At 29.9% G+C, this 21,169-nt stretch carries 24 protein-coding genes and 5 pseudogenes; 8 read left to right on the plus strand and 21 right to left on the minus strand.

The window, feature by feature from the left end; genetic code table 11:
* Nucleotides 1-8 precede the first annotated feature (8 nt).
* The 4 genes from IPK18_04505 to IPK18_04520 all read left to right on the plus strand — a co-directional run bounded on the left by IPK18_04505 (nucleotide 9) and on the right by IPK18_04520 (nucleotide 2,545).
* Nucleotides 9-440: a peroxiredoxin gene (locus tag IPK18_04505; GenBank protein QQR98786.1), complete on the plus strand. Its 432-nt coding sequence runs from the start codon at nucleotides 9-11 to the stop codon at nucleotides 438-440.
* Nucleotides 441-476: 36 nt separating this feature from the next.
* Nucleotides 477-1,073: a Crp/Fnr family transcriptional regulator gene (locus IPK18_04510; GenBank protein QQR98787.1), complete on the plus strand. Its 597-nt coding sequence runs from the start codon at nucleotides 477-479 to the stop codon at nucleotides 1,071-1,073.
* Between the two features lie 90 nt (nucleotides 1,074-1,163).
* Nucleotides 1,164-1,577, plus strand: coding sequence for a hypothetical protein (locus IPK18_04515; protein ID QQR98788.1), 414 nt, complete (start codon nucleotides 1,164-1,166; stop codon nucleotides 1,575-1,577).
* Between the two features lie 5 nt (nucleotides 1,578-1,582).
* Nucleotides 1,583-2,545: an N-acetyl-gamma-glutamyl-phosphate reductase gene (locus tag IPK18_04520; protein QQR98789.1), complete on the plus strand. Its 963-nt coding sequence runs from the start codon at nucleotides 1,583-1,585 to the stop codon at nucleotides 2,543-2,545.
* On the opposite strand, the gene IPK18_04525 is transcribed toward IPK18_04520, so the two are convergent.
* The 3 genes from IPK18_04525 to IPK18_04535 all read right to left on the minus strand — a co-directional run bounded on the left by IPK18_04525 (nucleotide 2,542) and on the right by IPK18_04535 (nucleotide 4,417).
* Nucleotides 2,542-3,021: an OmpA family protein gene (locus IPK18_04525; protein QQR98790.1), complete on the minus strand. Its 480-nt coding sequence runs from the start codon at nucleotides 3,019-3,021 to the stop codon at nucleotides 2,542-2,544. The genes IPK18_04520 and IPK18_04525 overlap by 4 nt on opposite strands.
* Nucleotides 3,022-3,150: 129 nt before the next feature.
* Nucleotides 3,151-3,870, minus strand: a complete 720-nt coding sequence (locus IPK18_04530; GenBank protein ID QQR98791.1) for a CDC27 family protein — start codon at nucleotides 3,868-3,870, stop codon at nucleotides 3,151-3,153.
* Entirely contained in the window at nucleotides 3,860-4,417 is a 558-nt protein-coding gene (locus tag IPK18_04535; protein QQR98792.1) for a sigma-70 family RNA polymerase sigma factor, read from the minus strand. Before IPK18_04535 ends, IPK18_04530 begins: the two co-directional genes overlap by 11 nt.
* 100 nt (nucleotides 4,418-4,517) lie before the next feature.
* On the opposite strand from IPK18_04535, the gene IPK18_04540 reads away from it, so the two are divergent.
* On the plus strand, nucleotides 4,518-5,264 hold the full coding sequence (locus IPK18_04540) for a hypothetical protein (protein QQR98793.1): 747 nt from the start codon (nucleotides 4,518-4,520) through the stop codon (nucleotides 5,262-5,264).
* A 2-nt stretch (nucleotides 5,265-5,266) separates the two neighbouring features.
* Here IPK18_04540 and IPK18_04545 read toward each other — a convergent pair whose 3' ends face one another.
* The 12 genes and pseudogenes from IPK18_04545 to IPK18_04600 all read right to left on the minus strand — a co-directional run bounded on the left by IPK18_04545 (nucleotide 5,267) and on the right by IPK18_04600 (nucleotide 11,415).
* Nucleotides 5,267-5,716, minus strand: a complete 450-nt coding sequence (locus IPK18_04545; protein QQR98794.1) for a DUF1801 domain-containing protein — start codon at nucleotides 5,714-5,716, stop codon at nucleotides 5,267-5,269.
* A 26-nt stretch (nucleotides 5,717-5,742) separates the two neighbouring features.
* Nucleotides 5,743-6,156: a YeeE/YedE family protein gene (locus IPK18_04550; protein ID QQR98795.1), complete on the minus strand. Its 414-nt coding sequence runs from the start codon at nucleotides 6,154-6,156 to the stop codon at nucleotides 5,743-5,745.
* Nucleotides 6,157-6,165: 9 nt separating this feature from the next.
* The gene (locus IPK18_04555; GenBank protein ID QQR98796.1) at nucleotides 6,166-6,723 is read right to left on the minus strand and encodes a YeeE/YedE family protein; all 558 of its coding nucleotides are present in this window, start codon (nucleotides 6,721-6,723) and stop codon (nucleotides 6,166-6,168) included.
* A 30-nt stretch (nucleotides 6,724-6,753) separates the two neighbouring features.
* Nucleotides 6,754-6,960 (minus strand): DUF2892 domain-containing protein, encoded by a 207-nt coding sequence (locus IPK18_04560; protein QQR98797.1) that lies wholly within the window; start codon nucleotides 6,958-6,960, stop codon nucleotides 6,754-6,756.
* Nucleotides 6,961-6,976: 16 nt separating this feature from the next.
* Nucleotides 6,977-7,272 (minus strand): annotated as a pseudogene (trxA, locus tag IPK18_04565) (thioredoxin).
* Between the two features lie 3 nt (nucleotides 7,273-7,275).
* Nucleotides 7,276-7,728, minus strand: coding sequence for an OsmC family protein (locus IPK18_04570; protein QQR98798.1), 453 nt, complete (start codon nucleotides 7,726-7,728; stop codon nucleotides 7,276-7,278).
* A gap of 6 nt (nucleotides 7,729-7,734) precedes the next feature.
* Nucleotides 7,735-7,971 carry a hypothetical protein gene (locus IPK18_04575; protein QQR98799.1) on the minus strand — a complete coding sequence of 79 codons (237 nt, stop codon included), beginning with the start codon at nucleotides 7,969-7,971 and terminating at the stop codon, nucleotides 7,735-7,737.
* A gap of 2 nt (nucleotides 7,972-7,973) precedes the next feature.
* Nucleotides 7,974-8,282 carry a rhodanese-like domain-containing protein gene (locus IPK18_04580; protein ID QQR98800.1) on the minus strand — a complete coding sequence of 103 codons (309 nt, stop codon included), beginning with the start codon at nucleotides 8,280-8,282 and terminating at the stop codon, nucleotides 7,974-7,976.
* A 26-nt stretch (nucleotides 8,283-8,308) separates the two neighbouring features.
* A pseudogene (locus IPK18_04585) lies at nucleotides 8,309-9,716 on the minus strand (MBL fold metallo-hydrolase).
* Between the two features lie 10 nt (nucleotides 9,717-9,726).
* A complete protein-coding gene (locus IPK18_04590; protein ID QQR98801.1) occupies nucleotides 9,727-10,311 on the minus strand; it encodes a methyltransferase domain-containing protein in 585 nt (194 codons plus the stop codon).
* 8 nt (nucleotides 10,312-10,319) lie between these two features.
* Nucleotides 10,320-11,114, minus strand: a pseudogene (locus IPK18_04595) (sulfite exporter TauE/SafE family protein).
* A pseudogene (locus IPK18_04600) lies at nucleotides 11,114-11,415 on the minus strand (winged helix-turn-helix transcriptional regulator). The pseudogenes IPK18_04595 and IPK18_04600 overlap by 1 nt, the downstream one beginning before the upstream one ends.
* An 84-nt stretch (nucleotides 11,416-11,499) precedes the next feature.
* Between IPK18_04600 and IPK18_04605 the strand changes: the two are divergent.
* Complete coding sequence (locus IPK18_04605; GenBank protein QQR98802.1) at nucleotides 11,500-11,874, plus strand: DUF3127 domain-containing protein; 375 nt, start codon at nucleotides 11,500-11,502, stop codon at nucleotides 11,872-11,874.
* Between the two features lie 115 nt (nucleotides 11,875-11,989).
* Nucleotides 11,990-14,941 carry an FAD-binding protein gene (locus tag IPK18_04610; protein QQR98803.1) on the plus strand — a complete coding sequence of 984 codons (2,952 nt, stop codon included), beginning with the start codon at nucleotides 11,990-11,992 and terminating at the stop codon, nucleotides 14,939-14,941.
* Here IPK18_04610 and IPK18_04615 read toward each other — a convergent pair.
* The 5 genes from IPK18_04615 to IPK18_04635 all read right to left on the minus strand — a co-directional run bounded on the left by IPK18_04615 (nucleotide 14,930) and on the right by IPK18_04635 (nucleotide 18,669).
* Nucleotides 14,930-15,091: a hypothetical protein gene (locus IPK18_04615; protein QQR98804.1), complete on the minus strand. Its 162-nt coding sequence runs from the start codon at nucleotides 15,089-15,091 to the stop codon at nucleotides 14,930-14,932. The two genes, IPK18_04610 and IPK18_04615, sit on opposite strands and share 12 nt — an antisense overlap.
* A gap of 170 nt (nucleotides 15,092-15,261) precedes the next feature.
* Nucleotides 15,262-15,498 carry a hypothetical protein gene (locus tag IPK18_04620; GenBank protein QQR98805.1) on the minus strand — a complete coding sequence of 79 codons (237 nt, stop codon included), beginning with the start codon at nucleotides 15,496-15,498 and terminating at the stop codon, nucleotides 15,262-15,264.
* Nucleotides 15,499-15,500: 2 nt separating this feature from the next.
* A complete protein-coding gene (locus tag IPK18_04625; GenBank protein ID QQR98806.1) occupies nucleotides 15,501-16,529 on the minus strand; it encodes a COX15/CtaA family protein in 1,029 nt (342 codons plus the stop codon).
* The gene (locus IPK18_04630) at nucleotides 16,519-17,499 is read right to left on the minus strand and encodes an NAD-dependent epimerase/dehydratase family protein (protein ID QQR98807.1); all 981 of its coding nucleotides are present in this window, start codon (nucleotides 17,497-17,499) and stop codon (nucleotides 16,519-16,521) included. Before IPK18_04630 ends, IPK18_04625 begins: the two co-directional genes overlap by 11 nt.
* Complete coding sequence (locus tag IPK18_04635; protein QQR98808.1) at nucleotides 17,500-18,669, minus strand: 5-(carboxyamino)imidazole ribonucleotide synthase; 1,170 nt, start codon at nucleotides 18,667-18,669, stop codon at nucleotides 17,500-17,502.
* A gap of 153 nt (nucleotides 18,670-18,822) precedes the next feature.
* Between IPK18_04635 and IPK18_04640 the strand changes: the two genes are divergently transcribed.
* On the plus strand, nucleotides 18,823-19,431 hold the full coding sequence (locus IPK18_04640; protein QQR98809.1) for a hypothetical protein: 609 nt from the start codon (nucleotides 18,823-18,825) through the stop codon (nucleotides 19,429-19,431).
* Nucleotides 19,432-19,436: 5 nt separating this feature from the next.
* Here IPK18_04640 and IPK18_04645 read toward each other — a convergent pair.
* A pseudogene (locus IPK18_04645) lies at nucleotides 19,437-21,134 on the minus strand (amino acid permease).
* Nucleotides 21,135-21,169 lie beyond the last annotated feature (35 nt).

A 21,169-nucleotide genomic window follows, 5' to 3' on the forward strand; every position in this document is an offset into this window, starting at 1 on the left:
GCATACCTATGTTACAAGAAGGCACAAAAGCACCAAAAATAAAAGGTGTAGATTTTAGTGGAAAGGAAACAATATTATATTTCTATCCAAAAGATGATACACCAGGTTGCACTGCAAATGCTTGTGACTTTAGAGATAACTATCAAAGTTTAACTAGCAAAGGTTTTACAGTTATTGGCGTTAGTCCTGATGATGAAAAATCTCATACAAAATTTAAAGATAAATACGAGTTGCCATTTGAATTAATCCCAGATACAGACAAGCTTATTTCAAAAGCATATGAAGTTTGGGGATTAAAAAAAATGTATGGAAAAGAATATGAAGGTATTCTAAGAACAACATTTATAATAGACGGAAAAGGTATTATAAAAAAAGTAATCTCTAAGGTAGATACAAAAAATGCTACAGCACAAATTCTTGATGTACTAGAAATAAAATAAAAAATATGCAAATTTATAATACTTTTGCAATAAGATATGGATATTAAAAACCTTATAGCACGTTCGCAAAGTATTATTGAATATTATAAGATTCCTAATTTAACACCTAAAGATTGGCTACAAATCATTCCAATCTGCCATTTTAAAAACATAAAGAAAGGCGATAATTTTATTAAATCTGGACAAGTTTCAGAAGAATTGGCTTTTATTCTGAGTGGAAGTTTTAGATTTTTCTATGAGAAAGAAGATGTTGAAAAAACTGCTTATTTTGTATTTACTAACGAAATTATGGCATCTTTTGAGTGTATATTAGAAAAAAAACCAAGCAAAACAACCATTCAAGCATTAGAAGATAGTGAGATATTTGTAATTGATTACAGTAGTATGCGAAAACTATACAATACATCTTCAAAATTTGAACAAATGGGCAGATTAATTGGCGAGTATTATATCTTAATGTTACACAATCAGCTTTCTTCATTTTTATTGGACTCACCAGAAGAAAGATATGTAAAGCTTGTTGAAGATTTTCCAGATTTATTGAATAGAGTACCACTTCAATATATTGCATCTTATATTGGTGTAACTCCAGTTTCTTTAAGTAGAATAAGGAAGAGAATAATCACAAAATAATTTCTTCAATAAATCATAATTATTTTATTACTGAAAATCAATGTTGATTTCACAAATAAATGTTAATTTTGATTATGAAACACAGTATATATGAAGGTACATTTACTACTTGCTATATTTTTAATAACCATTCAGTTAGTTATAGCTAAGGAATCGAATGCCCAATCTACAAACTACAATAAAGAAAAAGTAAAGTCGAAATCTGGTTCTGTGTGGATGCACGAAATTAATTATCCGCCATTAACTACAAAAAGTGGATTAAGAAGTCAAGTTTATTATTTGATATTATACCAAGATGGTACATACGAACAACAGGTTTTTTTGATTCCTGAAGATAAAGAAGTATACAAAGGCATAAGATATTATGAACTAAAAGGAAAATGGACTAGCACCGACAAAGAAATTTCTCTTGATGAGAATGGTAAAATAGAAAAAATAGAAAATTCAGTTTTTTACACTAAATTTGAAAATATTGATAACATAATTGTGAACGCAACAAAATAGGAAACATGATAAAAGCTGGAATTGTAGGTGCAACTGGATACACTGGCGGAGAATTAATAAGAATATTACTACAACATCCAAATACTGAAATTGCATTTTGTTACAGCAGAAGCAAGCACAATATTCCTATCACATCAATACATGATGATATATTTGACACAGATATATTTTTTACCAATGAAATAGATACCAATGTTGATGTTGTATTTTTGTGTCTACCACACGGAGAAACAAGTCCATTTCTAAAACAACATACATTCAGCAATCATACTAAGATTATAGACTTAAGTAATGATTTTAGACTACAAGCAAATGCTCAAGATTTTGTTTATGGTCTTCCAGAACTAAACAAAGAAAAAATTAAAGTTGCCAATAAAATTGCCAATCCCGGTTGTTTTGCTACTGCAATACAACTCAGTTTGTTACCATTAGCTAAGCACCAATTATTGACAAATGAGATACATGTTTCTGCAACAACAGGTTCTACTGGCGCAGGAAATTCTCTATCAGAAACATCGCATTTTACTTGGAGAAATAATAATTTTAGTACTTACAAAACACTTACACATCAACATTTAGATGAAATAAATGAAAACCTTACACAATTGCAAACAAATTATAATCAAGAACTATATTTTGTACCCTATAGAGGCAATTTTACAAGAGGCATTTTAGCAACAAGTATTATTACTTGCAATGAAACTATTGATGATATATATGCTATGTACCAAAACTATTATGCAGCGCAACCATTTGTACAAATTCTTAGAAAAAACATACATCTAAAACAAGTAGTGAATACAAACTATTGTATCATCTATTTAGAAAAACAAAAAAACAAGCTTATAATTGTAGCTGCGCTTGATAATTTACTAAAAGGTGCTGCTGGGCAAGCCGTTCAAAATATGAATCTTATATTTGGATTAGATGAAAAAACTGGATTGATGCTTAAGAACTGTACATTCTAATCTTCGCAAGGATTATATAACTTAGGCGAAAAATCGTTTGTATATGGAATATTTCTATTCTTAGCTTCTTGAATAAAGAACTCTATTCTTGTGTTTGTATATTTATCAGTCAAGCTATCTACAGGATTTGTGTTGCCAAAACCAGATGCTGTAAGTCTACTACAATCTACACCTTTTAGTGTAAGATAATAAGTAATGATAGCAGCTCTTTGTAATGATAGTTTTGTATTTTCATTCTCATCTTTTTCAGTAAAAACATGAGATTCCACTCTAAGTTTTGTAATTCCAGGATTGTTTAGCATATATTGCGCTACATAGTCAATCATAGCATCAGTTGTATCAAATACATCATTTGCGTGCTCCTGAAATATAATAGGTTCTGGTAATATTAGTCTATTTTGTGAAATCTTGTAATTCGTTTGTGCTTGTGCAGCAAAAAAACCGAAAAGTAATAGCATAACAATAAATCGCCTCATCTAATTGCTTTTTTTGCTAAAATAAGCAATATAAAAAGGAACAAATACAAATATTTGTTAAATCAGTTACTTCTGAGCAGAATATTCATCTTCACCTAAAGATTCGATAATCTCTTTGGCATTTTCAGTTTAATATGATTTTGTATTAGATAATTTTTTAAAATAAACTCTAGCATTGTCTAAATCTTTTATTTTTAGATACGCCATTGCCAAATACCAATTTCTATCATCAAGGTATTTATTTTCAGTTGTTGTTGCGTCTTTCAATACTTCAATAGCTTTTTCTGGTTGAAAATTTGCCAAATACGACACGCCTAAAAACAATATATTTTTCTCATTATTTGGATTTTGTTCCAATGCTTTGTTGTAATATTCAATTGCTTTCTTATAATTTTCCTGTTCATAATATTGTATTGCCTGCGATGTGTAATTGTTATCATTACTTGCTTCATTACTTCGGACAACACCATCTGGATGTGTAAGTACTTTGAAATAACTTGCATAGATTTTTTCTGAATGCTTTCGTTTTTCAAACAAAAAATTTACAGAGAAAAACAAAACGCCAATAATGGCAGCAGCTACTGCAATTACTCTAAAAATTGGCATTCTAAATATAGATTTTTTCTTAGTAACTACAGTTGTTTGTTCATTGCGAACCTTATCTATTTTATCATCCAATTCTTGTTGTAGTTTGTCAAAAGAAATAGTTTTGTTTTCTTTCCATTCTGTTAGTCCATCTAAGGCTTCATCTAGAAAAGGATTATCAGAATAGGTTTGTTCTAGTTTATTTTTTTCTTCATTACTTAGTTGTTCTTCTAAGTATTTTTTTAATTCATGTTTATTCATCATGGCTATCATTTTTTTGATTAAAAAATAGTTTCAGATTTCTTTTTCCGTTCTGAATACAGCTTTTTACTTTTTTGATATCGTAGCCAGTGTGCAGTACAATTTCCTGATAGCTTTTCTTTTGCAGATAGAATTGATCAATACAGATTTTTTGTGAGTCGTTTAAGCTATTCAGTGCATGTAATAATTGTTCTTTATTTATATCTTCTATATAATGACGTTCATACTGCTCATTTTCCATAAATCTAACCTCAGAATTTTGGTTAATTTCTTCAATTTTAACATTTTTTTTACGCAAAAGGTTAAAAATCTCATTTTTAGACACAATGTAAAGCCATCTATCAAATCGTTCTACACTATCATCCAGCTTTTCCATCACTCTAATAAAAATATCAGTTACTGCATCTTTAGCCTGATCTTCGTCTTTTAGATATTTAAAACATAAGCCAAAAACCAAAGTAGCATAGCGCTTGTACAAGACAGCAATTGCTTCTTTATTTTGATCTTCAAAAAACAGCACAATTAATTCTTTGTCATTTAGATGTTCCATGGAATTAAGAAAAATTATCTTGTACAACAATAATTAACAAATCAAATATACAAATATACTTACATTTGTTGGCATGAGATTGCTCATCTTTTTTACAATTATGCTATGCAACAGTGTGTTTGTTTTGGCTCAAAACAAAGAAATTACACTTGAGGTAAATATTGTAAATGAGAATAGCTATTTAATTCCACATGTTGATGTTGCTAATAGGAAACAGCAAATATCTTTTTCATCAGACAAGAATGGTTTTTTTAGTACAAAGGCAATGATAAATGATACGTTGGTATTGTTTAAAAATGGATATCTACCACAAAAAATATATGTGAATGATAGCTTAGCAAAACAAGATTATAAGATAACTGTAACAATGAATAGAATTCCTATTGAATTGACAGAGGTACAGATTACAGCCATCAAAACACATCAGCAAATTAGAAAATCTATAAGTAATATTTATTTACCAAATACGGATTTGTATCCAGATGCAAAGCCACTACAAAACCCAATTTCTTATTTGTATGAATTAATTTCTAAGAAAGAAAAAGAAAAAAGACTTGCTGCAAATTTAGAAACCGAGTACACCAAAAGAAATGTATTGAAAGATATTTTCAGATTGTATAATGCTTATAATATTATAGATTTGGCAGAAGAAGATTTTGAAAGCTTCATTACTTATTTAGATATGCCTTATGAATTTATGCAACGTGTAAGTGATTATGATTTGGCTGTTACAATAAAATACAAATTCAAAGCATATAGAAATGATAAACAAAATTGGCTAAAAAAAGAAGTTTATCCAGCTGCCTTGGATGATTTAGAAAGAATAAGACAACAGCCTAAAAATTAGTATTACTTATTTCTAAAACTTTGTTCATACAATTTTACCCAATCTTCCCAAGTCATTTTTGAAACTAATTCTGCTATCAACTGAAATGGAATTTCATTAACTTTTTTGAATCGAATACAACTTTTGCCCATGTCTAATTTTGATTTGCAATGCTTAGGATATTCTTCTAAAAACCAACCATACAATTTTGGATCTGCATAAATACCCATGTGATAGATTGCAATAAAATTTTTCTGTGATGCAATATTTATAAAAGGCAATGGTAATTTATTATCGCAATGATAGCCATTTGGATATAATGTTTTAGGCACTACATATCCAATGCTTTTATAAATGAATGTTTCCTCAAAACCTTTTGGAATATTTTGCAATATTGTTTCTCTTAGTTGTTGCATTACCTTTTGTCTATCTTCAGGTAACTCCTGTAAATATTTTTTAATATCTTCTTGCATCTTATATTATTCGTACAAAAATAATACTAATGTGGCAATTTATCTTTAACTAAGCCATACAAAAATGTACCAAAAAGAGCTGCCATTAGTACAATAATAAATGACCAATAGCCACCACCAATTAATATATAAATTGGTCCAGGACAAGCACCAACCAATGCCCAACCTAATCCAAAAATAATTCCGCCAAATATACTTGCCTTATAAGTTTTTGGTTTTGGATCTATCTTTATTTCATTACCATCTATTGATTTTAGATGACTTCTTTTTATAATCTGAACAATGATAACACCTAATATAACTGCACTTCCAATGATTCCATACATATGAAAAGACTCAAAACGGAACATTTCATAAATGCGAAACCATGATATAACTTGTGCCTTGGCTAATACAATACCAAAGAAGACTCCTAAAAGCAAAAATTTTATATATTTCATTTTTATTTTTTAAAATATTATTGGAATAATTAAAAATGTCATGATTAATCCACCAATGAAAAAACCAATAACAGCAACTAGAGATGGCAATTGCAAATCTGATAAGCCTGATATGGCATGGCCAGATGTGCAACCATTTGCCCAACGTGTGCCAAAACCAATAAGCAAACCACCACCAATTAAAATACATAAGTTTTTTAATTTGAATGTTTCAGCATTCCCGAATATTTCGTTTGGTGCAAAAGATTGATTGGCTGTAATGTTTAATGCTTGCAATGCTTCTGCTGTTTTATCAGATACAATTACTGCATCGCCTGCGTGTAGAAACTGAAATGCAATAAAACCACCAATAATTGTACCTAATACGTAAACTAATAGCCATTGTTCTTGTTTCCAATTATAATTAAAAAATGAGCTGAATTTACCAGCACCCAACATGCTACATGTTGTTTTCATGCTTGTAGAAATTCCAAATCTTTTTTCAAAGTATAGTAACAAAAATAAGTTGATGGCAATTAATGGTCCAGCAATATACCACGCAAATGGCATTTGAATTATTTTATCCATGTAGAAAATTTAATAGAATGATTGTATTTTTTAGCTTTCTTTTTTATTCGTATTGATGCCAAGAACTGTGTACAGTGGACAAAAATTTATAAAACTTGTAACTGCAAATACTATTGCTAATACCAAAAGTACAATTGCTAATGTACCTGTAATAATTTTTGTAAAATATAAAACTAAAATTACTGTTGCAATAATTACGCGAATCATCTTGTCTAAAGAACCCATATTTTTTTTCATATAATTTTTTTTGATGTTATAAATAAGTATTGATAATTGAAATTAATTGATTTTTGGGAATAACGCCACTTTGCCTCCACTTTATTTGTCCACTTTTGTATAATATAAGTGTAGGCACACCTTGTATTTGCAATTGTTGTGCAATAGCTTGGTTTTTATCTACATCAATTTTGATGATAGTAAGTTGTTCACCTAAATCTTTTTTTACATCTTGAAGAATTGGTGCTAATGTTTTGCAAGGGCACACCATGTTGCAAAAAAATCTACCAATACTGGTTTATCTCCATTGATTAATTCCTGGAATTTATTCATAGATTATACTTTTACAATAGGATTAAATGTTATTGTACTATTTATTGAATTAGAAATTAAACATGCTTTTTCAGCTTTATCTAAAATTCGTTTTGTTTTATCTAGAAGTGCTTCGTCTTCAATTTGTACAACTGGATTTAAGATAACTTCTGTCATTAAAAATTTTCCTTCTACTTGCTCTAATTTTCCTTTAGCTTCGCAATCAAAAGATATAAAATTTATTTTTGAGTTTTCTGCAATAGCTAGGAATGTTGTCATTAAGCATGATGCAACAGCAGCCGTGTACAAATGTTCTGGACTAAAAACTTGTGGCATTCCGCCAGCAAATGGTGGTGGCGTTGCAACGCTAATTCCATCTTCTAAAATATTTTTTTCTAGATTAATTTCAGCTGAAGAAAGTACACCTAGCCTTCCTTCCTTCCATTGTATTTTTACTTGATAATAATGTGGTTCCATATTTAATTATTTTATTTCTTCGTATATAATAGTGTCATCGTTATTTATTGTACTATTATTATTTTTTGTAGAACAATTTGTGTTACAACATCCTACATTGAATATTGCCATTAGTAGAAAAACAAATCCCATAATTGGTAATAGTTTGTCGTTTGTTCTTATTCCTTCAACAATAATGATAATTGCAAGCACCAACCTAATGATACGCATTGCATGCCAATTTGTACTTAGTATCTGTAGCATGATTATATTTTATTTTTTAATGAATTCCAACCGCCAGCATTCACTACATTTTGTATTCCATTCTTTTTTAGAATAGATGCTGCGCTTGAGCTTCGCATGCCCGATTGGCAACAAACAATTATTTGATTGTATTTTTTTACCTCATCAATTTTATTTGGCAAGATATTTAATGGTATGTTTTTAGAACCTTTGATATGTCCGTTTGAAAATTCTTGTGGTGTACGTACGTCAATAATAACAGCACCATTTTGCAACATTTCTTTAAAATTTTGTTCTTCTGCTTTTCCGAATATTTTAGATAAAATTCCCATTTGTTTATTTTTTATTTGTTGAATAATTATTTTAATGTGCTTGGGCAAACATAGTTTGTCTTTGCAATATTTGTTTCTGTCATTGCTTTAAAGCCACCATCAATATCTATTACATTATGATATCCACGAGCTTTTAATATTGATATCATTATTACAGAGCGATAGCCACTAGCACAATGTATGTAATATGTGTTTGCTTTATCTAAGTCTGAAATCCATTCATTAATATAATCTAATGGTTTGTTTTGTGCTATTGCAGCATGTTCTGCATTATATTCTGTTGGTTTTCTAGCATCAATTAAATTAATATTTTCTTGAATTATCATTTGCTCTAATTGTTCAGCATCGATAGATTTTATGCTATCTGTTTCTTTATTTTCATTAATCCATGCTGCCATTCCACCTTTCAAATAACCTAGTGTATTATCATATCCAACGCGCGCCAATCTAGTTATTGCTTCTTCTTCTTTGCCAATTTCGCAAACTAAAAGAATAGGTTGTTTCAAATCTGTGATTAACGCACCAACCCATCTTTGCGAAACTTCCATTCAATCCTATAAAAATTGAATTTGGTATATGTACGTTCGTAAAATCTGCTTTATCTCTTGTGTCTATTATTAATGCATCAGTGTCGTTGGCAATTTGTTCAAACTCATCTGGATTCAATGCTTTTAAACCTTTTTCATATACATCATTTATGCTTTCGTACCCATTTTTATTTAACAATGCATTCTTTGGAAAATATTGTGGTGGTGGCGTTAATCCATCTGTTACTTGTTGCACAAATTCTTCTTTGGTTTTTGCTTGCAATGCGTAGTTATGTTCTTTCTGATATTTTAATGTACTAAAAGTATCTTTGCTCATATTTTTGCCACATGCAGAACCTGCACCATGTCCTGGATACACAATAATATCATCATGTAAAGGCATAATTTTTTGATGAATTGAGTCATATAATAATCCTGCTAAATCTTCTTTAGTAAGATGTGTTTTCACTGCCAAGTCTGGTCTACCTACATCACCAATAAATAATGTATCTCCAGAAAATATACATATATCATTGTTTTTTTCATCTTTTAGTAAGTATGTTGTAGATTCAATAGTATGACCTGGTGTGTGTAATACTTTGATGGTAACATTGCCTAGTTTTAATTCTTCACCATCTTTTGCAATATATGCATCAAAACTTGGTTGAGCTTCTGGACCGTATACAATTGTTGCTCCTGTTTTTTTTGCTAAATCTATATGTCCTGATACAAAATCTGCATGAAAATGTGTTTCTAATACATACTTTATTGTTGCGTTGTCTTTCTTAGCTTTTTCAATATAAGGTTGCATTTCACGCAATGGATCAATGATGGCTACTTCGCCTTCTGACTCAATGTAATAAGCTGCTACAGCTAAACATCCTGTGTAAATTTGTTCTACTTTCATATTGTATTTTTTATTTTTTAATTAATTCTATCCATAATTCTGTACCAGCACGCTGTGGTATTGATTGTGTACATTCTTCCATTTTTTGTATCAAAAATTTCTCTTGGAACAATAACTCATATTCAGATTTTGAGCCACCAAATGGTGGATTTTGTTCAAATTCTCTATTAAATAGTAACCCTGCAATTATTCCATCTTTATTTAATAGCTCATACATTTTATCCTTATAAGCTGTGCGCAAATTTGGTTTTAATGCACAAAAAAATGTCTGCTCAATAATTATATCATACTTACCTGAATGCATAAAAAAATCTCCAGCAATAATGCTTAGTTCTTTACCAACATATTTTTCAAATTTTAGTAATAATTGACTTACTACAGTTGGTGCTATATCTATAATTGTAATATTGCCAAATCCATTTGATAAAAGATATTCAGCTTCATATGCATTGCCACATCCAACAATTAGAATATTGTAATTCTTGTTTGGTAATGTTTTAAAATAATTTACAATTGGTGTAGAAGCATAGCCAATATCCCAAGCTGTTTGTTTGCTTTGCCATTGTTTGTCCCAAAAGTTTTTGTCTAAATCCATACTAACTCTTATTTAATCAATAATTCTTTAATCAGAATATATATGCCCATAGCTAATACAAACCAACCGAAGCCAATTTTTAGTTTTTGTGCATCAACCTTTTTGTTATAATGTGTACCTATAAATATTCCAACAATTGCGATAGATGTAATCTTTAATAAAAATGTCCAATCTATTTCTAAATGAGATAAATCTCCAACAAATCCTATTAAAGATTTTGTTGCAATGATTAATAGTGATGTGCCTACAGCTTTTTTCATAGGCAATTTTGTAAGCAATACCAATGCTGGAATAATTAAAAATCCACCACCTGCACCAACTAAACCTGTAAATAATCCAACTACCACACCTTCTATTAATATTAATGGATAATTGTATGAAATTTGACCATTAGTTTAATCTTCTACTGATTTAGATCTTATCATATTGTAAGATGCCACAATCATTAAAAGTGCAAAAATTATTAGTAAGAATATTTGCTTTGTAATAATTAATTGATTGAGTTGAATTATTGTATCTGGAATGAGTGGAATAAGAAACTTTCGAGTAAGAAATACTACAACAATAGATGGCGTACCAAATATTAAGGCAGTTTTAAAATCTATTAATTTATTTCTATAAGCTGATAAACTTCCAGCTATACTTGAAATACCTACTATAAATAATGAATATGATGTAGCTAATACTGCATCTACTTTAAATATATACACCAATACAGGAACTGTTAGGATAGAACCACCGCCACCAATCAGTCCTAATGATATTCCAATAAATAAACAAGCTATAAGACCAAATATTTCCATTACATGTTTGCATTACAATTTCTAATACAATCTATTACTTTAGCAACATCTTTTCTTTTAGAAAATAGAATATCTGTTTACCTTCACGTACACTACCCAATATTCCTTTTATTTTCATATTATTTAGATGATGCGATGTTAGCGATTGTTCTACTTCTATGCTTTCAATGATTTCTGTTACAGTAAGCCTATTGTTGTTTCTTAGTAATTCTATAATTGCTAATCTTGCTGGATGCGCAACTGTCTTTAGAATAAAAGCTGCTTTTTCTAGCTGTTCTATATTTTCAATTTTGTTTTTCATCGTACAAATATATGTAAATACTTTCATATTTTCATATAAACGAATATTAAATCTAGTTTAAAAAAATTTTCTTAGTTTTGTTGTATGGAAATTAAAGGAAAAATCACACAAGTAATGCCATTGGTAACAGGAGAAGGCAAAAATGGCGTATGGAAGAAACAAGAATATGTATTGGAAGTGCCAAATGGAAATTATGCACCCAAAAAAGTATGTTTTTCTATTTGGGGCGATAAGATTGAACAATCTAATGTTAAAGAAAACGGAGAAGTAACGATATCATTTGATTTAGAAAGTAGAGAATATAACGGAAGATGGTACACAGATGTAAGAGCTTGGAAAGTACAAAGACAATCTTCTGATTCATCTAGCTATTCAGCACCACAAAATTATCAACCAGATTATAGCCAAGAGCCAGTTTCACAAAGCTCAAGTACAATAGATGATGATTTGCCATTCTAGTATTGTTTGCTAAGTAAGATTTAAATCAATATTATATCTTGCTAATATTTCCAAAAACAAAGTATAACTGTGGTTATATGATTACTTTTGTAAATAGGAATTAAGCAATGAAATAATGATTGAACTAAGTATTTTACAACAATTTGGGTCTACGTTAGAAGGAGATTTTTTTACTGATAAAAAAATGCAGATTTTGTATGCCACAGATGCTTCTGTGTATAAAGAATACCCATTAGCAGTTGCGTATCCAAAGAATAATGATGACATTAAAAAATTAATTCAGTTTTCAAATCAGCATAAAGTATCACTTATACCACGAGCAGCAGGCACATCACTAGGTGGACAAGTTGTAGGCAAAGGTATTGTTGTAGATATTTCAAGGTATCTAAATAAAATAATTGATATAAATGAAACTGAAAACTGGGTTATTGTGCAACCTGGTGTAATTAGAGATGAATTAAATTATTATTTAAAAAAACACAACTTATATTTTGGTCCAGAGACATCAACTGCTAACAGAGCAACAATTGGTGGAATGGTAGGTAACAACTCATGTGGAACAAATTCTATCGTATATGGTTCTACAAGAAATCATGTATTAGAAATTAAAGGATTTTTGAGCAATGGAGATGAAATACACATACATCAACTATCTCCTGAAGAATTAAAACAGAAAACGACATTAACGACATTAGAAGGCGACATATATAGTTTCATCCAAGATCAACTAAGTAATAAAGAAGTTCAGAAAAATATAGAGGAACAATATCCAAGTACTAATATACATAGAAGAAATACAGGTTATGCATTAGATGCATTGTTAGAACAATGTCCATTTGCAGAACATGGCAGACCATTTAACTTGGCTGAATTAATTTGTGGATCTGAAGGTACCTTATTATTTATAACAGAAATAAAAGTAAATTTAGTTCCTGTACCACCACCACATAAAGTTGTTGTTGCTGCACATTTTAAGCAATTAGAAGAAAGTTTAAAAGCAACAGTTGCAGCTATGAAGCTATCTCCATCAGCTTGTGAGCTAATGGATAAGATTATATTAGATTGTACAAAATCTAGTATAGAATATAGCAAAAACAGATTTTTTGTAAAAGGAGATCCAGCTGCAATTTTATGTGTAGAATTTTCATCAGATGATAAAGAACAAGCATTAAAGCATGCAAAGCAATTTCAATTACTATTAGAAAAAGAAGATTTAGGCTACCACTTCCCTTTTCTTGAAGGCAATGATATACAAAAATTATGGAGTTTAAGAAAAGCAGGTTTAGGTTTATTAGCAAATATTCCAGGAGATAAAAAAGCAGTAGCAGTTGTTGAAGATACAGCAGTAGCTATAGAAGACTTGCCATCATATATCTTAGAATTTGAGCAAATGATGAAAAAGTATGGGCAACAATCTGTGTATTATGCACATGCTGGCGCTGGCGAATTGCACTTAAGGCCAATTTTAGATTTAAAAGTAAAAGAAGACAGGCAGCTATTCAGAACAATTGGGACTGAATCTGCTAAATTGGTAAAAAAATACAATGGTTCATTAAGTGGAGAACATGGTGATGGTAGAGTACGTGGCGAATTTATTCCATTAATGATTGGTAATGAGAACTATGAATTACTACGAAAACTAAAATATACCTTTGACCCAAATAATATCTTAAATCCAAATAAGATTGTAGATACACCACCAATGGATACTTCATTAAGATATGAAGAAAACCAAGTGACCAAACAATTTAATACTATCTTTGATTTTTCTAATGATGAAGGAATTTTAAGAGCAGCAGAAAAATGTAATGGTAGTGGAGATTGTAGAAAACTACCTTTGAGTGGTGGCTCAATGTGTCCATCTTATATGGCTACAAAGAATGAAAATGATACAACAAGAGCTAGAGCAAATATTCTTAGAGATTTCTTGACACAATCAACGAAAGAAAATAGCTTTGACCATCAAGAAATATATGAAGTAATGGACTTGTGTTTGTCTTGCAAAGGTTGCACATCAGAATGTCCATCAAATGTAGATATACCTACATTGAAAGCAGAATTCTTATATCAATATTATAAATCAAATGGCATACCATTAAGAACTAAAGCCATTGCAAACATTACAAAATTAAATGCATTAGGTTCAAAGATTTCTGGTATTAGCAATGTGTTTTTGGCTAATAAATTCTTTTCTGGTCAGCTAAAAAAACAATTAAATTTTGCGCCACAAAGAAGTTTGCCATTGTTGCACAAACAAACTTTAGAACAATATTTTAAAAAAATAAAGGATAAACAGAACGTAAAATTACGTAAGAAAAAGATATATTTATTTATTGATGAATTTACAAATTATAATGATACACCAATTGGAATAAAAACAATTTCTTTATTAAATTTATTAGGCTACGAAATAGATTATATTGCACATAAAGAAAGTGGCAGAACATACTTATCCAAAGGTTTATTAGATGAAGCAAAAGCATTAGCAAATTTTAATGTTTCTGTATTTAAAAGTTGGATAAATAGCGACACGCCACTTGTTGGCATTGAACCTTCTGCAATTCTATCTTTCAGAGATGAATATCCAAGATTGGTAGATAAACATCTGCAACAAGATGCAAAGAAAATTGCTGAAAATTGCTTAACCATTGAAGAGTTTTTATACAAAGAAATTCAATCAGGCAATATAAATAGTGATAGTTTTACAAAAGGAAGCAAACAAATAAAACTGCATGGACATTGCCATCAGAAAGCTTTATCGTCAGTAAATTATTCTGCATGGATAATGAGCTTACCAGAAAACTACACTGTAGATGTGATTCCTAGTGGTTGTTGTGGCATGGCTGGTAGCTTTGGCTACGAAGCAGAACACTATGATGTATCTATGCAAGTTGGTGAATTAGTTTTGTTTCCTGCTGTAAGAAATACGACAGATGATACTATAATTGCTGCGCCAGGCACAAGTTGTAGACATCAAATAAAAGATGGAACAAATAGAGTTGCGCTACATCCTGTTGAGATTTTGTTTGATGCCGTTAATAAACCAAAAAAAGATTTAGGCATCTAAATCAAGATAGCTTTCATACATTTCATAAGGAATATCATCATCTTGATTAGGTAAGTTTGGAATGCAAATACCATATGGTTGAATATGTTGTAATGTATTTTTTAGTACATCAAAATTTATTGCATTAATATATACATTATATTTATTCATATTAGTATTAATTAAATTAATATCATCATTATTATTAATATTAATTATTATATTTGAGTTTTGTTGTATGTTTTCTAATTGACTTAAATACTGTGTGTCAATTTGTATAAAAATGTCATTATACTTTTTGGATATACTATCAAATTCTGGATGATTATAATTTATTTGAATTAATTGTGCGTTTGTTTTTCTATTAAAAATGCAATTTCATCAGCTGATTGATGGTTAGCAATTTCAAGTATGACAATTGGTTGGTACAACCATTTCTGAATATCATTTAGTTTATCAATACTAACATGATTGGGTTCTAATGCATCAAGAGTGAAGCCAAACAAATTAATACCATGAGCAATAAAATATCTTGCTGTATGCAAGCTATTTGTCTGATTGATTTTAAATTGGTACAAAATTAAGTTCTTTTAGTTGCGAAAAAATACATTGAAATACTACTCAATAATATAAAGAATGCACCTAATTGATGTGCTTCTGCCCAAAAAATTGGTATTCTTTCTTTTGTAAAAAACAATGTCATTATACCTAAAAATAACTGTAAGAAAACAGCAAACAAAAGTACCCATCTTGTTGTATGAAATTGCTTGACGTAATCAAGTTTTGAGAATTTAAAAAACAAAATGATACTTATTGAAAAAATTAAGTACGCAAATATTCGATGAATGAATTGTAGTGTTACATTATTTTCGTGAATAAAATCTACATATGGCTGATGAAATCCTATATTTTCTGGAATAAAACTACCATTCATCAATGGAAATGTTGTGCAATTATACGCAGCTTTTGAACCAGCTACAAGTGCACCAAACCCAATTTGAATAAATATTATTATAATAAATAATGACAATATACTTTTTGTTTTATTTGAAAATTGTTTGATAGATGGATAAATATATCCTAATGCAAATCTATATGTTAGTCCTACTATCAATGATGCTATGAGTAGGTGACCCATCAACTTTACTGGATTTACTAGAACTTTATTTTTTTCTAATCCACTTGCTACCATTATCCAACCCATTAAACCTTCTAGTCCACCTAGTAATATTACTAAAACTAATTTGCCTATATCTTTTGGTAATAATATTTTTCTTATAATAAAATATATCATTGGAATAAATGCACACAATGCCATAAATCTTGCCCAAAAACGATGTGTAAATTCCCAAAAAAATATTTGCTTAAACTCTGACAATGTAAATGTAGAATTGACCAATTTGAATTGGTCTATTTGTTTGTATTGTTCAAATGCTGTGTTCCATTCTGTATCATTCATAGGTGGAATAAAACCCATGATTGCATTCCATTCTGTGATGGAAAGACCAGAACCTGTAAGTCGTGTAACGCCACCTAAAAATATTTGGACCATTAGCATAAACACGCCAATCATCAACCAATAGCCTATTATTTTTTCTCTATTTTTCATGTGGTAATTTTTTTACAATTTCTTGAATTGTATTTTCGAAAGGAATAAATTGATAGTTTAATGTCTGTTTTAATTTTTGGTTGTTATAGAAAAAATCTTGCATAGCAACTTTAGCATTTTCTTTAGTGTACGCTCTTTTTCTATTTGGATTTATAAAGCTTAAAATTGCATCCATAGTATATCCAATAGTAGCTATTATTTTAGGTAGTTTGTATTTTGGTGCTGGTTTATTTACAGCTTTTGCTATCATCTGAAAATAATCTTTGAAATATATATTCTCATTTATTGCAATAAACCTTTCTTTGTTGTACGCACCATTCATCAACAAAATTGATATATTCACAACATCTTTTACATCTATCATTCCATTTCTTCCAGGAACATAAAATGGCATTTTCCCTTTTGCAATTCTTTTAAATAATTGCATTATACTTTTTTGCTCATCATGGCCAACGCCAATAATGATTCCTGGATTAATTATTGTTGCTTCAAGTCCTTCTTCTATTCCTCTAAAAATTTGTCTTTCTGCCATTTGTTTGGTAACACCATACGCTGTATTCCATTCGTTTTCTTCCCATTTAGTTTCCTCATCAACAATTGTATTTGGCTTTGCTGCAAATGCTGCAATAGAACTGATGTACAATATTTTTTTTACGCCACAACTGAGTGCTGCATTTACAACATTGCTTGTGCCTTCAATATTTGTTTTGTACATAGCATCGTATTGTTTTTTATTGTATGCTATAATAGCCGCACTATGGTATATTTTTTCTACACCTACAAAAGCTTCTTCTAAGCTCATAATATCTAGAATATCTGCTTCTACAACATCGATTTTAGATATGATATTTTTTAGATAATTTATATTAGAATTTTTCCTTACTATAATTCTAACTTGTTCTCCATTTGCTACTAATTGATGTACCAACTCTCCGCCTACAAAACCTGATGCTCCAGTAACTAAAACCATCTATTCTATTATTTCGATTGATAATAAATTTCTAACTAAGTTTGTTGTATTTAATACTTCTTCTTTGGTAGGCAAACAAATTGTTATATGTCCTAATTTACGATTAGGCTTTGCTATCTTTTTCCCATATAAATGTACATAAACACCTTTCATGCTAGATAATTCTTTGATGTATGGTAGTATGTAAGTTCCTTCTTGATTATTGCCTGCAACAATATTCAACATGGCACATGGCATTTTGAACTCAGTTTTGCCAAGAGGCAATTTTAATAAAATCCTTAATAATTGCTCATATTGTGATGTATAGAAACCTTCGATGGTATGATGCGCAGAATTGTGTGGACGTGGTGCTATCTCATTCACCAATAAATCTAAATCTTCGCTTAAAAAAAACTCAATGGCAAACAAGCCTGCACTGTTGAATGCATTTAGACATTGCTTGGCAATTTCTTTTGCTTTTTCTTCTATGTAAATTGGAATATTTGCTGGCGTGTGTAAGTAGCTTACTAAATTTGATTGTTTGTCAAATTCCATTTCTATAGCTGGATAGATTTCGATATTGCCATAAGTATCTTGTGCTGCAAGTACAGCAATTTCTGCTTTGCATGGTACAAATTTTTCTACCATTACTGCATCATCAAATGGAATGATATTAACGTTTTCAATAATATTCCTACTTGTATCAATATACACACCTTTCCCATCGTATCCTCCAATGCATGATTTTACTACAACTTTTTCTGAATTAAAGTCTTGAAGTTTTTCTAATAACTCAGTTTTATTTTCTGCAATAAAAAAATCTGCAGTTGGAATTTTATGTGTTTGATAAAACAATTTTTGTTTGCCTTTATCTTGTATAATTTCTAATGCTCTTGGTGATGGAATAATTATTTTTCCTGCTTCTTCTAATTCTATTAGTTTCTGAGTGTTTGTGTGTTCAATCTCATAAGTTATTACATCAGACTGTGCAGCCAATTCATCTAAGCCTTCTACAGATTTGATATCTTTTATAATATGATGATGTGCGTATATTGCAGAAACACAATCTTTATCTTTGTCTAAGATAATAATTGGAACAGACCATTGCATAGCTTTTTGTATTAGCATTTTGCCTAATTGTCCGCCACCAATTACGCCAATTGTTGGAATTTTTGTTGCTTGCGACATCATAAGCGAAAGTAGAAATAAATTTCAAATTAAACATTAGTAAAATGTAATTTATTATTTTTAGCATCTTAAACAATGCTAAGAAATTTATACTATTTGATATTTCTATTGCTTTTTGTTGTGTCATGTACCAATACGAGGAAAATTGCATCAATCATGCAACAAGAGATTGGTAAAATAAAAAATGAAAACTATGGCATTGATTCCAATTATCTATTCTTGAGTTATGGAAAATTAGATACAACAATTGGTGATGTGCATGTTGAGAAAATAAAGTCTAAGCTAATTCCTGCAATATTTTATTGGCACAATTCAAGTTCTTATAAAATTAGCATCAATGATAGTATTGTTCAATTATTATTTTCAAAATATTTTTATGCATATGCTGATAGTCTTCAATTGAAACAATTACTACTCAACACTAAACTTTTAATACATGTTCCAACATTGTCAAATAGTTTTGAATATGATATTGTCACAAATACATCTGTGCCACTATTGTACGTGATGTATTCAAAAAATCAATTAATAAAATCAGAGACAGATAGTATAGCTGCAAATTATTTTATTTTCTATCAGAACAAAAAAGCTGCGTATGGTGAAATGATGTACAAGAATGACACTACATTTCAAAAGCAATCAAAACCAGTTTCAACTAAAAACTATTTAAAACAATATATTCAATATTATACACAAACAATATCATCATTTGCTAAATCAATTGTAGATAGATGTGCCTTATTATTAAACCAAAAAGAAGATTAAACTATCTATTTATTTGGATGTAGTTTGCTGTTTTTATAACTATACAATGCATATATTACAATACCTATTAACATCCAAACTAAAAATCTAATCCAGTTTTCTAGTCCTAGTGTTGAAAGTAGATAACTGCAAGATAATAATCCTAATACAGGAATTGCTGACCATCTTTTTATTATTGTCAGTATACTTATTACAATAAATATTAAAATAAATACCCAATTTAGTATTTGATGTTTCCATGTATCATATCCACCTTCTAATGAAAATGTTTGAGATAAATAATTTCTAGCTTGTGTATTTGTGCTAAATATTGCAATTAAAGCAACCCAAAGCACCAGCATTGCCCATGTTCCATTGATATATGGTACTCGAAACTTTGATACATATTGGTTGTTATCTTCTAGTTTTTCTTTTTGTTGTAAAATAAGAACGCCACCACAAACTAATACAAATGCAAATAGTGTGCCTATGCTACATAAATCAGTTACTAAATTTGCATCTAAAAATAATGATGGCACGCCAACTAAAACGCCTGTAACTATTGTTGCGTATGATGGTGTTTTATATTTAGGATGGATTTTTGAAAATCTTTTTGGTAATAAACCATCTCTGCTTATGCTCATCCAAATACGTGGCTGACCTATCTGAAATACTAATAGTACACTTGCTGTAGCAATGAGTGCAGAAAATGCTATTAGTCCACCAATCCAATTCATACCTACTTGTGTAAATGCATTTGCTAAAAATGCTTCATTATTTAATTTAGAATAATGCACCATTCCTGTGAGTACTAGACTAACTAATACATATAATAAAGTAGCGATGATTAATGCATAAAACATTCCTCGTGGCAGATCTCGTTGTGGATTTTTGCATTCTTCTGCTGTAGTAGAAATTGCATCAAAGCCTATGTATGCAAAAAATACTGCAGAAACACCTTTGATAACTCCAGAAAAACCATTTGGTGCAAATGGGCTCCAATTTTCTGGTTGCACATAAAAAATTCCTATTGCAATGATGATTAGTATAACACTTACTTTAAACACAACCATACTATTGGCAAATCTTTTAGATTCTTTGATTCCAATATATACTAATGCTGTGATGATAAAATTGATAAAGAATGCTGGTAGATTAATTATTATTGGAATTCCAAAAATTTGTGGTGCTGAAGCATACAATTCTGGTATGTTTTTTTGTGCTTCTACAAATTATGTTGTTAGGTAATATGGAAACTCATAACCAATATTATTTAACCATCTTTCTACGCCACAGTCTTGTAAGAATTTTACAAAATTGCCAGCCCATGCAATCGAAACTGTTATATTTCCAATTGCGTATTCTAGTATTAAATCCCAACCAATAATCCATGCAATAATTTCTCCGAATGTTGCATAAGCATAAGTATATGCACTTCCTGCAATTGGAATTCTAGATGCAAATTCTGCGTAGCATAATGCTGAAAATCCACAGGCAACTGCAATACCAACAAATAATAAACTTACTGCTGGGCCACCATCTGCGCAAGCTGAGCCAATAGTACTAAAAATGCCTGCGCCAACAATAGCTGCAATACCTAATGATGTTAAATCAACAACAGAAAGATTTTTGGTAAGTTGTGGAAAATCTTGAATATGATTTGATTCTTTCTCTGCTAGAATTTTATCTATAGATTTTACTCTAAATAAATTGCTCCAATTCATTTGAACAATGTAGTAAAAAAATAGTGAAATATGAA

The sequence above is a fragment of the Sphingobacteriales bacterium genome, assembly GCA_016699615.1.
Classification (GTDB): Bacteria; Bacteroidota; Bacteroidia; order Chitinophagales; family JADIYW01; genus JADJSS01.

Excerpts from the sequence above, each read along its gene's own strand:
- IPK18_04505 (QQR98786.1), top strand. The coding sequence starts at position 9 with ATGTTACAAGAAGGCACAAAAGCACCAAAAATAAAAGGTGTAGATTTT.
- IPK18_04510 (QQR98787.1), top strand. The coding sequence starts at position 477 with ATGGATATTAAAAACCTTATAGCACGTTCGCAAAGTATTATTGAATAT.
- IPK18_04515 (QQR98788.1), top strand. The coding sequence starts at position 1,164 with ATGAAGGTACATTTACTACTTGCTATATTTTTAATAACCATTCAGTTA.
- IPK18_04520 (QQR98789.1), top strand. The coding sequence starts at position 1,583 with ATGATAAAAGCTGGAATTGTAGGTGCAACTGGATACACTGGCGGAGAA.
- IPK18_04525 (QQR98790.1), bottom strand. The coding sequence starts at position 3,021 with ATGAGGCGATTTATTGTTATGCTATTACTTTTCGGTTTTTTTGCTGCA.
- IPK18_04530 (QQR98791.1), bottom strand. The coding sequence starts at position 3,870 with ATGATGAATAAACATGAATTAAAAAAATACTTAGAAGAACAACTAAGT.
- IPK18_04535 (QQR98792.1), bottom strand. The coding sequence starts at position 4,417 with ATGGAACATCTAAATGACAAAGAATTAATTGTGCTGTTTTTTGAAGAT.
- IPK18_04540 (QQR98793.1), top strand. The coding sequence starts at position 4,518 with ATGCTATGCAACAGTGTGTTTGTTTTGGCTCAAAACAAAGAAATTACA.
- IPK18_04545 (QQR98794.1), bottom strand. The coding sequence starts at position 5,716 with ATGCAAGAAGATATTAAAAAATATTTACAGGAGTTACCTGAAGATAGA.
- IPK18_04550 (QQR98795.1), bottom strand. The coding sequence starts at position 6,156 with ATGAAATATATAAAATTTTTGCTTTTAGGAGTCTTCTTTGGTATTGTA.
- IPK18_04555 (QQR98796.1), bottom strand. The coding sequence starts at position 6,723 with ATGGATAAAATAATTCAAATGCCATTTGCGTGGTATATTGCTGGACCA.
- IPK18_04560 (QQR98797.1), bottom strand. The coding sequence starts at position 6,960 with ATGAAAAAAAATATGGGTTCTTTAGACAAGATGATTCGCGTAATTATT.
- IPK18_04570 (QQR98798.1), bottom strand. The coding sequence starts at position 7,728 with ATGGAACCACATTATTATCAAGTAAAAATACAATGGAAGGAAGGAAGG.
- IPK18_04575 (QQR98799.1), bottom strand. The coding sequence starts at position 7,971 with ATGCTACAGATACTAAGTACAAATTGGCATGCAATGCGTATCATTAGG.
- IPK18_04580 (QQR98800.1), bottom strand. The coding sequence starts at position 8,282 with ATGGGAATTTTATCTAAAATATTCGGAAAAGCAGAAGAACAAAATTTT.
- IPK18_04590 (QQR98801.1), bottom strand. The coding sequence starts at position 10,311 with ATGGATTTAGACAAAAACTTTTGGGACAAACAATGGCAAAGCAAACAA.
- IPK18_04605 (QQR98802.1), top strand. The coding sequence starts at position 11,500 with ATGGAAATTAAAGGAAAAATCACACAAGTAATGCCATTGGTAACAGGA.
- IPK18_04610 (QQR98803.1), top strand. The coding sequence starts at position 11,990 with ATGATTGAACTAAGTATTTTACAACAATTTGGGTCTACGTTAGAAGGA.
- IPK18_04615 (QQR98804.1), bottom strand. The coding sequence starts at position 15,091 with ATGAATAAATATAATGTATATATTAATGCAATAAATTTTGATGTACTA.
- IPK18_04625 (QQR98806.1), bottom strand. The coding sequence starts at position 16,529 with ATGAAAAATAGAGAAAAAATAATAGGCTATTGGTTGATGATTGGCGTG.
- IPK18_04630 (QQR98807.1), bottom strand. The coding sequence starts at position 17,499 with ATGGTTTTAGTTACTGGAGCATCAGGTTTTGTAGGCGGAGAGTTGGTA.
- IPK18_04635 (QQR98808.1), bottom strand. The coding sequence starts at position 18,669 with ATGATGTCGCAAGCAACAAAAATTCCAACAATTGGCGTAATTGGTGGC.
- IPK18_04640 (QQR98809.1), top strand. The coding sequence starts at position 18,823 with ATGCAACAAGAGATTGGTAAAATAAAAAATGAAAACTATGGCATTGAT.